The organism is Lysobacter avium (assembly GCF_015209745.1).
GTDB lineage: Bacteria > Pseudomonadota > Gammaproteobacteria > Xanthomonadales > Xanthomonadaceae > Novilysobacter > Novilysobacter avium.
This window is the reverse complement of sequence record NZ_CP063657.1, coordinates 1,088,434-1,102,426: the sequence shown is the minus strand read 5'-3', so window position 1 is coordinate 1,102,426 and position 13,993 is coordinate 1,088,434. Positions and strand designations below refer to the sequence as shown.

The 13,993-nt window shown below is 66.9% G+C and carries 14 protein-coding genes; 5 read left to right on the top strand and 9 right to left on the bottom strand.

Annotated features, from left to right (window positions below):
* Positions 1 to 14 precede the first annotated feature (14 nt).
* The 4 genes from INQ42_RS05060 to INQ42_RS05045 all read right to left on the bottom strand — a co-directional run bounded on the left by INQ42_RS05060 (position 15) and on the right by INQ42_RS05045 (position 4,075).
* Positions 15 to 1,109 (bottom strand): acetylornithine deacetylase, encoded by a 1,095-nt coding sequence (locus INQ42_RS05060; protein ID WP_194035409.1) that lies wholly within the window; start codon positions 1,107 to 1,109, stop codon positions 15 to 17.
* Positions 1,099 to 2,298 carry an argininosuccinate synthase gene (locus INQ42_RS05055; RefSeq protein WP_194035408.1) on the bottom strand — a complete coding sequence of 400 codons (1,200 nt, stop codon included), beginning with the start codon at positions 2,296 to 2,298 and terminating at the stop codon, positions 1,099 to 1,101. Before INQ42_RS05055 ends, INQ42_RS05060 begins: the two co-directional genes overlap by 11 nt.
* On the bottom strand, positions 2,295 to 3,326 hold the full coding sequence (locus tag INQ42_RS05050; protein WP_194035407.1) for an N-acetylornithine carbamoyltransferase: 1,032 nt from the start codon (positions 3,324 to 3,326) through the stop codon (positions 2,295 to 2,297). Before INQ42_RS05050 ends, INQ42_RS05055 begins: the two co-directional genes overlap by 4 nt.
* A gap of 293 nt (positions 3,327 to 3,619) precedes the next feature.
* On the bottom strand, positions 3,620 to 4,075 hold the full coding sequence (locus INQ42_RS05045) for a hypothetical protein (RefSeq protein ID WP_194035767.1): 456 nt from the start codon (positions 4,073 to 4,075) through the stop codon (positions 3,620 to 3,622).
* Between the two features lie 151 nt (positions 4,076 to 4,226).
* On the opposite strand from INQ42_RS05045, the gene cysS reads away from it, so the two are divergent.
* Both cysS and INQ42_RS05035 read left to right on the top strand, forming a co-directional pair.
* Entirely contained in the window at positions 4,227 to 5,651 is a 1,425-nt protein-coding gene (cysS, locus tag INQ42_RS05040; RefSeq protein ID WP_194035406.1) for a cysteine--tRNA ligase, read from the top strand.
* 50 nt (positions 5,652 to 5,701) lie between these two features.
* Positions 5,702 to 6,145, top strand: coding sequence for a SufE family protein (locus INQ42_RS05035; RefSeq protein ID WP_194035766.1), 444 nt, complete (start codon positions 5,702 to 5,704; stop codon positions 6,143 to 6,145).
* Positions 6,146 to 6,235: 90 nt separating this feature from the next.
* Here INQ42_RS05035 and dksA read toward each other — a convergent pair whose 3' ends face one another.
* Positions 6,236 to 7,246: an RNA polymerase-binding protein DksA gene (gene dksA / locus INQ42_RS05030; RefSeq protein ID WP_194035765.1), complete on the bottom strand. Its 1,011-nt coding sequence runs from the start codon at positions 7,244 to 7,246 to the stop codon at positions 6,236 to 6,238.
* Between the two features lie 206 nt (positions 7,247 to 7,452).
* Between dksA and yidD the strand changes: the two genes are divergently transcribed.
* From yidD to INQ42_RS05015, 3 genes are all read left to right on the top strand, one after another.
* Positions 7,453 to 7,674, top strand: coding sequence for a membrane protein insertion efficiency factor YidD (gene yidD / locus INQ42_RS05025; protein ID WP_228064439.1), 222 nt, complete (start codon positions 7,453 to 7,455; stop codon positions 7,672 to 7,674).
* A 26-nt stretch (positions 7,675 to 7,700) separates the two neighbouring features.
* The gene (locus INQ42_RS05020) at positions 7,701 to 9,053 is read left to right on the top strand and encodes a dihydroorotase (protein WP_194035405.1); all 1,353 of its coding nucleotides are present in this window, start codon (positions 7,701 to 7,703) and stop codon (positions 9,051 to 9,053) included.
* Positions 9,054 to 9,139: 86 nt separating this feature from the next.
* Positions 9,140 to 9,940: a M23 family metallopeptidase gene (locus INQ42_RS05015; protein WP_407070801.1), complete on the top strand. Its 801-nt coding sequence runs from the start codon at positions 9,140 to 9,142 to the stop codon at positions 9,938 to 9,940.
* A 15-nt stretch (positions 9,941 to 9,955) separates the two neighbouring features.
* On the opposite strand, the gene INQ42_RS05010 is transcribed toward INQ42_RS05015, so the two are convergent.
* The 4 genes from INQ42_RS05010 to ubiG form a co-directional block, all read right to left on the bottom strand.
* A complete protein-coding gene (locus INQ42_RS05010) occupies positions 9,956 to 11,632 on the bottom strand; it encodes a diguanylate cyclase (protein WP_194035403.1) in 1,677 nt (558 codons plus the stop codon).
* Between the two features lie 211 nt (positions 11,633 to 11,843).
* Positions 11,844 to 12,599, bottom strand: a complete 756-nt coding sequence (locus INQ42_RS05005; protein WP_194035402.1) for a squalene/phytoene synthase family protein — start codon at positions 12,597 to 12,599, stop codon at positions 11,844 to 11,846.
* Positions 12,596 to 13,264 carry a phosphoglycolate phosphatase gene (locus INQ42_RS05000; RefSeq protein ID WP_194035401.1) on the bottom strand — a complete coding sequence of 223 codons (669 nt, stop codon included), beginning with the start codon at positions 13,262 to 13,264 and terminating at the stop codon, positions 12,596 to 12,598. Before INQ42_RS05000 ends, INQ42_RS05005 begins: the two co-directional genes overlap by 4 nt.
* Positions 13,265 to 13,266: 2 nt before the next feature.
* Positions 13,267 to 13,989 carry a bifunctional 2-polyprenyl-6-hydroxyphenol methylase/3-demethylubiquinol 3-O-methyltransferase UbiG gene (gene ubiG / locus INQ42_RS04995; RefSeq protein WP_194035400.1) on the bottom strand — a complete coding sequence of 241 codons (723 nt, stop codon included), beginning with the start codon at positions 13,987 to 13,989 and terminating at the stop codon, positions 13,267 to 13,269.
* Between the last annotated feature and the right edge of the window lie 4 nt (positions 13,990 to 13,993).

Below are 13,993 nucleotides of genomic sequence, written 5' to 3'. Positions count from 1 at the left end.
CGGCGCAGCGGAACTCAGGTGGGCGGCTGGTCCAGGATGCGGCGGATGGATTCGACGTAGCGCTCGAGCTGGTCGAGCTCGACCCACTCGTCGGCGGTATGCGCCTGGGCGATTTGGCCGGGCCCGTAGACGATCGCGGTCATCCCGGCGGCGGAGAACAGCGAGGCCTCGGTCCAGAAATCGACCGCGGGACCGATTGGCAGATCGAGCGCCTCGGCCAGGTCGCGCGCTTGCAGGCGGCGGTCTTCCGCGGTGGCGATGTCGCCCGACGGCAAAGGCGGTCCGCGAAAGGTCTCCTGATAGCGCTCCACTGCGCCCGGCTCGGACAGCGTGCCGAACTGGTGGTGAAGCTCATCGATGGACATCGAGGGCAGCGGGCGGAAACCGAAGCGCACCTCGGCGCTGGGCGCGATCATGTTGGCCTTGATGCCGCCCTCGACCCGGCCGATGTTGAAGCGCAGCCCGGTCAGGCCACCGAAGCGCTGGTGCGACTGGTCGGCGACGAAATCCAGCGCGCGGTTGCCCCAGCGCATCGCCTGGTGCAGCGCGCTGGCGTGGATGGCGTTGGCGCCGGAGGCATGGCCGGCCGCGCCCTGGAACTGGACCAGCACCGAGGCAATCCCGCGATGGGCCAGCACGGCCTCGCAGTTGGTCGGCTCGGCAACGACCACTTCCTGGAAGCCGTGGCGGCTGCCCAGGAAGGCGGCGATGCAGCGCGGGTCATTGGCTTCCTCGTCGGTGCTGAACAGGAAGGCGGCGTCGCCGCTGGTGACCGCCGCGGCCGCCAGCAGCCCGGCCGCCGCGCCCTTGATGTCGCAGGCACCCAGGCCCACCCCGCGCCCGCCGTCGATCCGCAGCACGTGCGGGTCCGCGCTCCACGCCGGCGAGGACGGCACGGTATCCAGATGCACGTTGAACAGCCGCGTTGGCCGGCCGCGCACGGCGAGCATCGACACCGCGCCGTCGCCGTGGTCGGTCACCTCGATCCGGAACCCCGGCAACTGCGCGCGCAGGTAATCGAAGATGCCGCCGGTGCCGATCGCCCGCGGCGGATTGCGGGTATCGAAGCCGACCAGGGCTTCGAGATGGCGCAGGACCTCAGGAAGCACGGTTGACCTCGGCCCACAGCGTGCTGCTCATGCCCAACAGTTTGATGAAGCCTTCCGCCTCGGCCACCCCCCAGTCCGCGGCCTGGGCGTAGGTCGCGCCCTTGGCGTTGAGGATGTGCGGCGAATCGATCGCCACCGCGGTGACGCTGCCGCCGTGCGTTTCCACCACAACCTCACCGTTGACGGTCGCCTGGCTGGACGCGAGGAACGCTTCCAGGTCGGTTTTCAGCGGATCGTGGAAGAAGCCCTCGTAGACCAGCTCGACCCACTTGCGCGCGACCTCGGGCTTGAAGCGGTTCTGGTGCTTGCTCAGCACCGCCTCTTCCAGCGCCCGATGCGCGGTCTGCAGTGCGGCCAGGCCCGGTGCCTCGTAGATGATCCGGCCCTTCAGGCCGATGGTGGTATCGCCGGTATAGATCCCGCGGCCGACGCCGTACTCCGCGAACAGCGCGTTGAGCTTCGCCAGCATGGTGTGTCCGGGCATGCGGGCGCCGTCCAGGCTGACCGCCTCGCCAGCCTCGAAGCCGATCCGGACCTGCAGCGGCTGCTGCGGCCATTGCGCGCGCGGCTTGCACCAGCCGGTGGCACCTTCACCGGGCGCCTGCCAGCGATCGATCTCGCCGCCCGACATGGTCAGGCCCAGCAGGTTCTCGTTGATCGTGTAGGCCTGTTGCTTGGCGCGCACGCCGAAGCCGCGGTCTTCCAGGTACTTCTGCTCGTAGGCGCGGACCTCGGTGTGCTCTTTCTGGATCTCGCGGATCGGCGCGATGATCTCGTAGTCGCCCAGCGACTTCACCGTCAGGTCAAAGCGCACCTGGTCGTTGCCCATGCCCGTGCAGCCGTGTGCGATGACCCGCGTGCCCAGCTCGTCGCAGCGCTTCAGGGCGGCATCGACGATCAGGTAACGGTCGGAAACCAGCAACGGATACTGCGCCTGGTAGCCCTCGCCTGCCCAGATGAAGGGCTTGACGAAACCTTCCCAGATCGCCGGACCGCCATCCACGGTGACGTGGGAGGCAACGCCCAGTTCTGCGGCGCGCTGCTCGATGAAGGTGCGCTCCTCGTCATCCACGCCGCCGGTATCGGCGAACACCGTGTGGACCTGCCAGCCGCGCTCCTGCAGGTAGGGCACGCAGAAGCTGGTGTCGAGGCCGCCGGAAAAGGCGAGGACGATGGTCTTGTCGGTCATGGAAAGATCTCGGTGGGGTGGTTGCCGGCCAGAGCCGACATGATCGCCTTCTGCACGTGCATCCGGTTCTCGGCCTCGTTGATCGCGATGCACTGCGGCGAGTCCATCACCGCGTCGGTTGCCTTGACGTTGCGGCGCAGCGGCAGGCAGTGGCTGAAGACGCCGTTGTTGGTCAGCGCCATCTTGGCCTCGTCGACCATGAAGTGACGGTACTGGTCGCGGATGGGTTTTTCCGGCGCCCAGTTGCCGAAGTACGGCAGTGCGCCCCAGCTCTTGGCGTAGACCACATCGGCGCCGGTGTAGGCGCCGGTGATGTCGTGGCTGACCGCCAGCGAGCCGCCGCTCTCAGCGACGTTGTCCGCCGCCCAGCCCATGTAGCGCTCATCGAGCACGTAGTCGGGTGTCGGGCACAGCAGGGTCACGTCCATGCCCATGCGCGTGGCAATGGTCAGCGCCGAGTTGGCGACCGCGGTGTTGAGCGGCTTGGGGTGGTAGGTCCAGGTCAGCACGAATTTTTTGCCGCGCAGGTCGGCGGTGCCGAAATGCTCCTGCAGCGCCATCACGTGGGCCAGTTCCTGGCACGGGTGGGTGATGGTCTCCATGTTGATCACCGGCACCGGCGCGTATTTGGCAAACGACTTCAGCACGCGGTCCTGGCGGTCCAGCGACCAATCGACGAACTTCGGGAAGGCACGCACGCCGATCATGTCCACATAGCGCCCCAGCACCTGGGCGACCTCCGCGATGTGCTCCTCGGTGTCGCCGTCCATCACCGTGCCCAGGTCGAACTCGATCGGCCATGCATCCTTGCCCGGCTGCAACACCACCGCGTGCGCTCCCAGCTGGAACGCGCCCAGTTCGAAACTCGTACGCGTACGCATCGACGGGTTGAAGAACACCAGCGCGATCGACTTGCCCTTGAGCTGGTCGCCGAGCTTGTCGCGCTTGAACGCCGCTGCCTGGATCAGCAGGGCGTCAAGCTCGGAGCGGGACCAGTCCTGGGTATTGAGGAAGTGCCTGGGGGTCATGCGTCATTCCGGAAGTAATGGAGCGGTTGAAGGAGGAGGCGGAAAGTGCGGGAGCCGGGAACAAAAAAACCCAGCTCGGTGGCTGGGCTTTTTTCGTCTGTCACGCCTGTTTTGCGTGCACGTGCGATGAGCTACCCGGCCGGAGTGGTGGGCAACGGTCGACGCGCACGCGAGGTCATGCCTGCCGCCATGTAGGCGGAGGTCAGGACATCGGCGTCGGCGCGGAGGGCAGTCATCGACCGGTGATCCTCGCATGCGCTGGCGGACACCGCAAGCATCCACGCACGCTCCGGCTAGTTTTCACGGTTGCTGCTGACAACCGGGGTCACGCCGATGCGGATGCGCAGGCGGTTGCCCGGGTCCTCGGCCAGGCGGGAACGGTACTTGGAGCCCTTGTAGACATAGTCCACGTCGTAGGCGATCGGACGCTGGAACTCGCGCCGGACCGGCACCACCGTGCAATCGCGGTTGCCGGCCTCCTCGGGTTCGTCGGGCTGGCGACCCAGCACCCCCCGCACCGCACCCACCACCCGCGACAGGCGCGAACCGACGTCCTCGTCCTCGGGGTCTGGCGTGCAGGTCTCCACCATCGCCGTCGCGGTGAGGGTCTGGTATACCGGCGTCACCCGCAGCACCTGCGCGTAGGCGAAGCGCACGTTCTCCAACTGGGTCAGGGTCACGTCCTGCGCGCTGGCGGGAGCCGCTGCCACGGCAAACAGCAACAGGGGCAGCAGGCGGAGACACATCATCGTGTTGGCGGACTCGGGCGGCAGGATGCCCAAGTGTATGCGGCAACGACAGGGCGCAAATGAATCACTGCTGTAGTGGCGCATGCCGTCCTGCGGCTGAACCTTCCGCCTGCGAACGCTAGAATGCCGCAACGTCCTTTTCCCGTGCCCCATGAGCCTGTACCTCTACAACAGCCTGAGCCGTCGGCTCGAAGCGTTCCAGCCGACCGACCCGGGCAACCCGACCATGTATGTCTGCGGGCCGACAGTCTACAACTACGTCCACATCGGCAATGCGCGCGGGCCCGTGGTGTTCGGCGTGCTGGCGGACCTGCTGCGGCGGCGCTACGGCGCGCTGACCTACGCCCGCAACATCACCGACGTGGATGACAAGATCAACGCGGCCGCTCGCGAGCAGCAGGTGCCGATCTCGGTAATCACCGACCGCTTCGCCGCCGCCTACCGCGATGACATGGCCGCGCTGGGCGTCGCACCGCCCGATATCGAACCGGAAGCGACCGCGCACATCGGTCCGATGATCGCGATGATCGAGCAGCTGATCGCCTCCGGGCATGCCTACGCAGCCGAAGGCCACGTGCTGTTTGCCGTTTCCAGCTTCGAGGGCTACGGCAAGCTCTCGCGTCGCAACATCGAGGACATGCTGGCGGGCGCTCGCGTGGACGTCGCGCCCTATAAGCGCGATGCCGGCGACTTCGTCCTGTGGAAGCCGTCCGACGAAGGGCTCCCGGGGTGGGAGTCGCCGTGGGGCCGTGGCCGTCCGGGCTGGCACATCGAGTGCTCCGCGATGGCCGCCGCCCACCTGGGCGAGACCATCGACATCCATGCCGGCGGCGTGGACCTGCAATTCCCGCATCACGAAAACGAGATCGCCCAGAGCGAGTGCGCCCACGGCGGCAAGCCGTTCGCGCGCTGGTGGCTGCACAACGGCATGCTCAACTTCGACGGCGCGAAGATGAGCAAGTCGGTCGGCAACATCGAACGCGTGCATGACCTGGTGCGGAAACACCCGCCCGAAGCGCTGCGCTACGCCCTGCTCTCCGCGCACTACCGCCAGCCGCTGGACTGGTCGGATGCGCTGATCGAGCGCTGCACGCGCACGCTGGACCGCCTGTACGGCACCCTGCGCGACATCGATGCGCTGGCGGGTGATTCCGCGTCGGCCAGCAACGTCGATGCACCGATACCGGCCGCGATCGAAGCCGCGCTGGACGACGACCTCAACACCCCGCGGGCGCTGTCGGAACTGGCATCCATCGCCTCGGTCGCGCGTGGGATACGCAACAACTACGTTCATTCTCAAAGCCGCGACGATTCGCACACGCTCACGGATCTGATCGCAGAAGCCCGCAACCTCCGCGCCGCCGGCCGTGCCCTCGGCCTGCTGCAGCAGTCGCCCGAGGCTTGGTTCAACCGCGGCGGGGATGAGGATGCGCATATCCAGGCGCTGATCGACGAACGCACCGCCGCCAAGGCCACCAGGGACTTTGCCCGCGCCGACGCCATTCGCGAGCAGCTGGCTGCCGAAGGCGTGGTGCTGGAAGACACACCGGCCGGCGTGCGCTGGAAACGTGCCTGAGCTGGACATCCGATTTTTTGAGAGCGAGTCGTACCGTGACTGAAGTCAAGCTGCCCACACCCTTCCCGCTGGAAGCCAGCGCCGCCGAAGCGCAAGCCGCGATTCGCGACGAGTTCGCGTTCTTCGGCGACTGGTCGGAGCGCTACCAGTATCTTATCGACCTGGGGCGGAAACTGCCGGATCTTCCCGCCGAGTTGAAGACCGAAGAGCATCGCCTGCTCGGTTGCCAGTCGATGGTCTGGATCGTCAGCAGCGGCGATACCGACAGGCTCGACTTCCACGCGATCAGCGATTCGGCCATTGTCTCCGGCCTCATCTACCTGGCGCTGCGCGTCTATTCCGGCCGCAGCGCCAGCGAGATCGTCGCCACCGACGCCGAGTACATCGGTGATATCGGCCTGGCCAAGCATCTTTCGCCCACCCGCAACAACGGCCTGGCGGCGCTGCTCGCCTTCATCCGCGAGACGGCTACCCAAGCCTCGGGCGATGCCTGACCTGCCGCTGGGGTGAAAACGGAAAACCCCGCCGTGGGCGGGGTTCCGGATACGTCGTTCGCGCGGAACACGCCGCGCATGGCCGCAGGATCAGTCGCCCATCTGCTTGCGCAGGTGCTCCCAACGTTCCTGGGCGTCGATCGTGCGTTCGGCCGTCAATCTCGCGTCCAGGCGCTCCAGCCCGATTTCCTCACCGGTGTCCACGCAGTAGCCGTAATCACCCGTGTCCACCCGCTTGAGCGTGCTGTCGATCTTGCTTATCAGCTTGCGGTAGCGGTCACGGGTACGCAGCTCCAGCGAGTTCTCGGTCTCGCGGGTCGCACGCTCGGCCTCGTCGCCGACGTCGCGCACCTCTTCCTTCAGGTTCTCGATGGTCTGCTTGGACTCTTCCACCAGATCATCGCGCCATTGCAGCAGGCGCTGGCGGAAGTACTCCAGCTGGAGGGCGCTCATGTACTCCTCATCGTCCGAGGGGAAGTAATCCTTCGGCACGATGGGGCGACCGGATGCCTTGTCGATCTTGTGCGGAACGACCTTGAACTTGGTCTTTACCGCGGGTGGTTGCGATTTACCTACAACCGCGACGGCCACCTTGCTCAAACGGCGCTTGGCAGGAGCCGCGGACTTCGCCGTTTCCTTGGCCGGCGCGGCGGTTTTGGCTGGCGCCTTGGCTGTGCTCTTGGCAGCTTTTTTCACTGCGGCCTTCTTGGCGGGCGCCTTCTTGGCCGGAGCGGCGGTCGCCGCTGCGGTCGTGGCGGGCGCTTCCTTCTTCCCGGCAACTTTCTTCACGGCGACCTTTTTGGCGGCGGCTTTCTTGGCTACCGGAGCCTTCTTCGTCGCTGCAGCGGATTTGGTGGTCGTTTTCTTGGCACTCGGCTTGCTGTCGATGGTACTGGCTACCTTCTTTTTCGCGGCCGCCTTGCTGGCAGGGGCCGTTTTGGATGGGGACTTGGCGACCGGCTTCGTGGCCGCGGCGGACTTGGTGGCGACGGTGGCCTTGCTTGCCTTTGCCGTCTTCGCGGCCGCCGTCTTGCCTGACGCCGGATCGGACGTGTTTCTGGTTTTCTTGGCGACCTTCGTCGCGGATTTTTTCACGGCCACGAGCCACCTGTCCTGTTTCGATTCCCTTGTGACGGGAAAGCGCGCTGTTATACCCTGCCCCAGCACCCGCGGCAACTACGCGAGGACGATGCCGCAAGTTTTCTACCGATATGGCGCTGGCTGCAAGGCCATCGCTGCCGCTGGACAGAGCGGTTATTCCGTCCATTCTACATTTCGCGCGTGATGACTGCCTGACATGAACTTCCGTGATTGACCGTCTGCTCATCGCGTTGCTGCGAGGATACAAGCGCTGGATCAGTCCCCTGCTGGGGCCGCGCTGCCGATTCCATCTCACCTGCTCGGAGTACGCGATGCAGGCCATTGCCCGCTTCGGTGTGTTCAAGGGCGGCTGGCTGGCACTGCGCCGCATCCTGCGCTGCCATCCGCTGCACCCGGGCGGCAATGATCCTGTCCCACCTGCGTCCTGACACCCCATCTCCGAGGACTTCCATCGATGCCATCCCCCGCCACTCTCATCGTCAACGCCCGACTGGTCAACGAAGGCCGCGAATTCAACTCCGACCTGCGCATTGCCGATGGTCGCATCGCCGACATCGCCCCCGGCCTCTCGGCCCGCCACGGCGAGACGGTGGTGGATGCCGCCGGTCGCCGGTTGTTGCCCGGCATGATCGATGACCAGGTCCACTTCCGCGAGCCCGGGATGGAATACAAGGCCGACATGGCGATCGAGTCCGGCGCCGCCGTCGCCGGCGGCCTGACCAGTTTCATGGACATGCCCAACACCAGCCCGCCGACGCTGGACTCGACCGCGCTTGAAGACAAGTACGCGCGCGCCGCCGGCAGGGTCTGGGGCAACCACGGCTTCTACCTGGGCACCAGCACCGACAACCTGGAAGCGATCCAGCGCCTGGATCCGCGCTCGGCACCCGGGGTCAAGGTGTTCATGGGCGCTTCCACGGGCAACATGCTGGTGGATGACCCTGAGGTGCTGGATGCGGTGTTCCGCGACGTGCCCACGCCGATCATCACCCACTGTGAAGACACGCCGATGATCGAAGCGGCGACCGCGGTCTACAAGGCGAAATACGGCGACGATATCCCGGCCGAGTGCCATCCCGATATCCGCTCGCGCGAGGCGTGCATAAAGTCGACCCGGCTGGCCATCGAGCTGGCGCGCCGCCATGGCACCCGGCTGCACGTGCTGCACATCTCGACGGCTGACGAGCTGGCGCTGTTCGAGCGCGGCCCGCTGATACGCGCCGACGGCAGCCGCAAGCAGATCACCGCCGAGACCTGCATCCACTTCCTGCGCTTTGACCGCAGCGACTACGCCGAGCTGGGCCACCTGATCAAGTGCAACCCGGCGATCAAGGATCCGGCCGATCGCGAGACCCTCATCCGCGCGCTGGCCGATGACGTGATCGACGTGCTTGCGACCGACCACGCGCCACATCTGCTGGAAGAGAAGCAGAACGTCTACACCCGCGCGCCCAGCGGATTGCCACTGGTCCAGTACGCGCTCAACGCGGCGCTCGAGCTGGTCCACGAGGGGCACCTCACGACCGCGCAGGTGGTGCAGAAGTTCGCCCACGCACCGGCCCAGCTGTTTGACGTCAGCCAGCGCGGCTTCCTGCGCGAAGGCTATGCCGCCGACCTGGTTCTGATCGACGACGTGCCGCTGACCGTCCGCCGCGAGGACGTGCTGTCCAAATGCGGCTGGTCACCGTTCGAAGGGAAAACCTTCCACAGCCGCATCGGCGCGACCTGGGTCAACGGCAGGCTTGCCTGGGACGGCGAGCGCCTGGTCGGGTCGCCAAATGGCCAGCGTCTGGCGTTTGACCGATGAGGACCGGCTTCGCGGCCACACTGGCGCTTCTGTCCGCGTGTGCCTGCAGCAGTGCGATCACCCCGGCCCGGGCGGTGGCCGCGGACCTGACCGCAGTAGATGCACGCTCGGCCGCTCCCTCCTCTCCCGCAGGAGCGGCGAAGGTCGTGTTCCCAGGCAGCGTAGAACAGGGCTCGCTGGTGATCGGCAAGGTGCCCGTCGGCAGCCGCGTCAGACATTCAGGGCGCGATCTGCTGGTGACTCCGTACGGGACTGTGGTCTTTGGTATCGCGCGCGATGCGGCAGACACCACCACCGTCGAGGTCACGCCTCCCGCGGGTGCCCCAACCACGGCAACGATCTTGATCACGCCCCGCGATTGGCCGATCGAGCGCGTCAACGGCGTGCCGCCCAGCACGGTGAAGCCGGCACCGGCGCTCGCGGCAAGGATTGCGCGTGAGCAGGCGTTGGTTACCGCGGCACGCAAGCGCGAGGACGCCCGCACGGACTTCACCCAGGCGTTCATCTGGCCGGTCGAGGGGCGCATCAGCGGCCGATTCGGCAACCAGCGCGTGTACAACGGCACTCCCGGCTCGGCCCACTCCGGGATGGACATCGCCGTACCGACGGGCACGCCGGTGAAAGCGCCCGCCGCGGGCGTGGTGACCTTTGCCGACGACCTGTACCTGACCGGCGGGACGGTCCTGCTGGACCATGGCCACGGCGTCAGCTCCAACTTCCTCCACCTCTCGCGCATGGACGTGGCAGTGGGCGACCGGGTCGAGCAAGGTCAGGTGATCGCCGCAGTTGGTGCGACGGGGCGCGCGACCGGGCCGCACCTGCACTGGGGCGTGAACTGGCTGGATGTGCGCGTGGATCCGTTGCTGGTGCTTGAGCGCCCGCGCTGACTTCGGCGGTCGCGGTTATGCCGGCTCGGCGGTTGCAACCACTGGCACCCGACCGGTCACCCGGTCCCGGCCGGCAGCCTTGCTGGCGTACAGTGCCGCATCGACGCGATCCAGGAGCTGAGCGGCGCTTTCACCCTCGGCGAGCTCGGCGACACCCAGGCTGAGCGAGGCATCGAAGAGGTGGCCATCGATCGAAAGCGGCCGGCAGTTGACCGCCGAGCGGAGATTTTCCGCAACGCCCATCGCCTCTTCCAGATGGGTGTCGGGCAACACCACCAGCAACTCGTCTCCGCCCCAGCGACCAAGACTGTCGTAGGTCCGCAGCCGGTTGCGGGTACGCAGAGCGATGATTTTCAGGCATGAATCACCGATACCGTGCCCATACTCGTCGTTGATGCGCTTGAACCGGTCGATATCGAAGAACACCACCGACAACGGGATCCGCCGGCGATGGGATTCCTCCACGCAGGCTTTCAGGCGGTTCTGGATCGCGGGTCGTGACATCGCACCGGTCAGCACATCCACGCTCGCCAAGCGGCTGGCGCGGTCACGGTCTCGGCGCAGTTGCTGCAGGGTATCGCTCAGTCCGATCATGAACACCAGCCCGGCAAGCAGCAACGCACCCGGCAGTGCATGCATCAGCCACGGCGGGCCCGCCCAGAGGCCGCTGGTCTCGCCCACCCGGACGATCAGCAGCACCATCATCGGCAGCCAGGCCGCCAACACGAAGTAGCCGGAGCGACGGCGTTGCAGGCACCCGTGCACGGCCGCCACCAGGATCAGCGCGGCTCCAAGCAGAAGTATCAGGTTGCCGACCACGGGCACCCAGTAAGCCTCGCTGAGCCAGGTGCCCAGTGCAAACAGGGCGAACAGGACGGTGCAGCCCAACAGCATGTTCCACAGCTTCGGCTGGCGATCGCGCATCTCCATGTAGCGGGTGAGAAAAACCACGCTGAAAACCGCGACCGCAACCACAAACAGACGCGGCAGCCGCCAGTCGTCGCCCAATTGCGCCGCCAACGCGGGCACCCTGCGGATATCGCCGCTGTGGGTCGCAAAGAACCCAACCTGGGCAAGCATGCTGAGGCTCAGATACGCGTAACCGCGCTCGCCAATTCCCACCCAGAAGCCCAGGGCGAGCAGCGCCATCAACGCGAGGCCGCCCAGCAGCAAGGCCCGCCAGGCCACATGGGACAGGTCCGCACGGTGGACGTCTCGCAGGGACTCGATCGACACCGCCATCGGCGTGCTGTCCGGCGAGTGGACGTGGACATAGATGGGGGTTCCGGCAGGCAGTCCGGAGGGAATCGGGAACACCAGTCCGCGACTGGAAAAGCCCTGGTCTGCATGAGGCCCGAGAAGCGCGCGGGTAACCGGCTCGCTGCTCCCCGGCAGCCACGCTTCAACCGTGTTGTGGCCGGGCGAATGCAGCACCAGTTGCGGATGCTCCTTCGCACTTACCGATCGGTCCGCGGTGATCTTCCACCAGCGCGGCCGCGGTGTGAACTCGTGGATCGTGCCGCCGACAACGGGTGCAAATTCGGCATCCAGCGCGCCGCCGATGACGCCGGCAGCGTCCGGTTCGGGGTCCAGGCGGGATACCGTGACGTGCGCCAGCGTTCCGGTCGGCGGCGCGCTTCGCGACTCGTCGGCGATCGCCAGCACGACGCCGGGCAGGAGCAGAAACAGCAAGATCGCCGCCAGCCTTCGCGTCACCGAACCCCGAAGTCCGTACGACTGCGCCGTTGATTTCGATCGTGTCATACGCCCCCCGCGCACTGATCCGAAGCATAGCCGGCAAATACGGCGAATAACACACGAAAACGTCAAACGCGCGGCGGCGCGAGGAGATACGCGCGGAGGAGATTCACGCGAAGGAGCTACACGCGGATGCGCGCCCCGCTCAATCTCGGGCCGATCGCCACGCGGTCCAGAGCGTCTTTACCGCGGGCAAGGGCGCGGTCGCACCATGGGTCGCCAGCCTCTCACGAGCGAGTGCCGACCAGATCCGTCGCACAGGGGCGCCCGAGCGGGTGGTGGGCCATTGCCGGCGAAGCTCTGCTGCCCACACGGCGACCGGATCCCCATCGGCGGCGCGGGCGAGCATGTCCAGAGGTACGCCGCCGTCGCCCTCGTGGGCCATCCGCCAGTTCAGCAGGTTCGCCGCAACCACCCGCTCGTCGCCGGGAACGGCGCGCGTATCAAACAGGGCATTGTCCACCTGGGCCACGGCGCTTGCGAAAGGTGCCAGCCTATCGAACGCGGCGGCGACGTTCGCCGGTCGTTCGCGCGCGTCGGCCAGTGCCGGCAGCGCATGCGCCAGCGATTGCCACGGCGCCGGAAAGGCCTGGAGCACGGTGGCCAGGGGATGGCGGCGTGCGCCCCGGGTCCAGCCGCTCAATTCTTCCTGCCACCATCCGAGCTTGGCCTTGCCGGGAATCGGGTCGGACCCGCCCCAGGCCGCGTCGACCAGTTCCTGCTGCAAGGTCGCCCACGCTAGGGCTACGTCGCGCTGGTCGGCAGGAACGAATACCTCCGCGATGCTCCACTCGGGCCACCGGCCGCGCCACTTTGCGAGGAAGTCGGCCAGCGCGGCCGAACCATCATCACGCGCGTCGGCAGGACGCTCATCACCCGGGGCGTTGTCTGAGTCGCTCATCGGATCGCCGGCCAGCTGGACGGATCGGCGAGCGAATGCGGGTCGCGCAGCAAGACATCTCCCCCCCACCCGGCCGGGTCGTCACCATCCAGGCGGTAACCCCACAGCGCCACCACCGACGGCATCCCGGCGGCGCGCGCGGCGATGATGTCGCGCTCGTCATCGCCCACGTAGATACACGACTCAGCGGGCACGCCGATCCGCTCGGCGGCAACCACAAGCGGCAGCGGGTCGGGCTTGCGGGTAGCCAGGGTGTCGCCGCCGATCAGCACCGCGCAGCGCTCCTGCCAGCCGAGCATGGGAATCAGTCGTTGCGCCAGGTACTCGGGTTTGTTGGTCACGATGCCCCAGACCGTGCCGGCCGACTCCAGCGTTCCCAGCACCGCCTCGATGCCGTCGAACGGAGCGCCATGCAGTCCCAGCTCCTGCTCGTACCGACTCAGGAACTCCGGGATCCAGCTCTCCCGTTCGTCCGCATCAACCTCTGGAAACGCCGCTGCGGCCATGGCGCGGGCGCCCTTGGAAACGTGCGGACGCAGTTCGGCGAGCGTCATCGCTTGATGTCCGCGCGCCGCGCGCATGCCGTTGATCGTCGCCAGCATGTCCGGCGCGCTGTCCAGCAAGGTACCGTCGAGGTCGAACAGGACCACCTTGGGGAACAACACGTTCAAGCCGCCTTGCGCGCTGCCGCCAGATAGTTGACCTCGGTGCGACTGGTCACGCGGGCGGCGTTGCGCCAGGGCTCGTACATCAGGCCACTGACGTCCTCCAGCTGCAGGCCGGCGGCGCGCAGCCAGCTGCCCAGCTCGGAGGGCTTGATGAAGTCGCGGTATCGATGGGTTCCCTTGGGCAACACGCCGGCGACATACTCCGCGCCCACGATCGCCAGCGCGAACGCGGCCGGCGTGCGGTTGAGCGTGGAAAGGAACAGCTGGCCGCCGGGCTTGAGCAGGGTCGCGCAGGCGTCGATGACCGCGCCTGGATCGGGCACGTGCTCGAGCATCTCCATGCAGGTGACCACGTCGAAACGGCCAGGCAGTTCGGCGGCCAGCGACTCGGCCGACTGCAGGCGATAGGTCACATCCGCGCCACTTTCCAGGGCATGCAGGCGGGCGACCTTGATCAGCTCCGGCGCCAGGTCGATGGCGGTGACGTGTGCGCCCTCGCCTGCCAGGGCCTCGCTCAGCAAACCGCCGCCACAACCAATGTCCAGCACCTGCTTCCCCGCCAGCGCCGCCCTCTTGGCCACATAGGCCAGGCGCGGCGGATTGAGCGCGTGCAGGGCTTTTTGCGGGCCCTGCGGATCCCACCAGCGGCTGGCCAGGGCGCCGAACTTGTCCAGCTCGGCCTGGCTGAAGTTGTCATCGCGCACGCTGTCGGTGGTGCTCATCGGG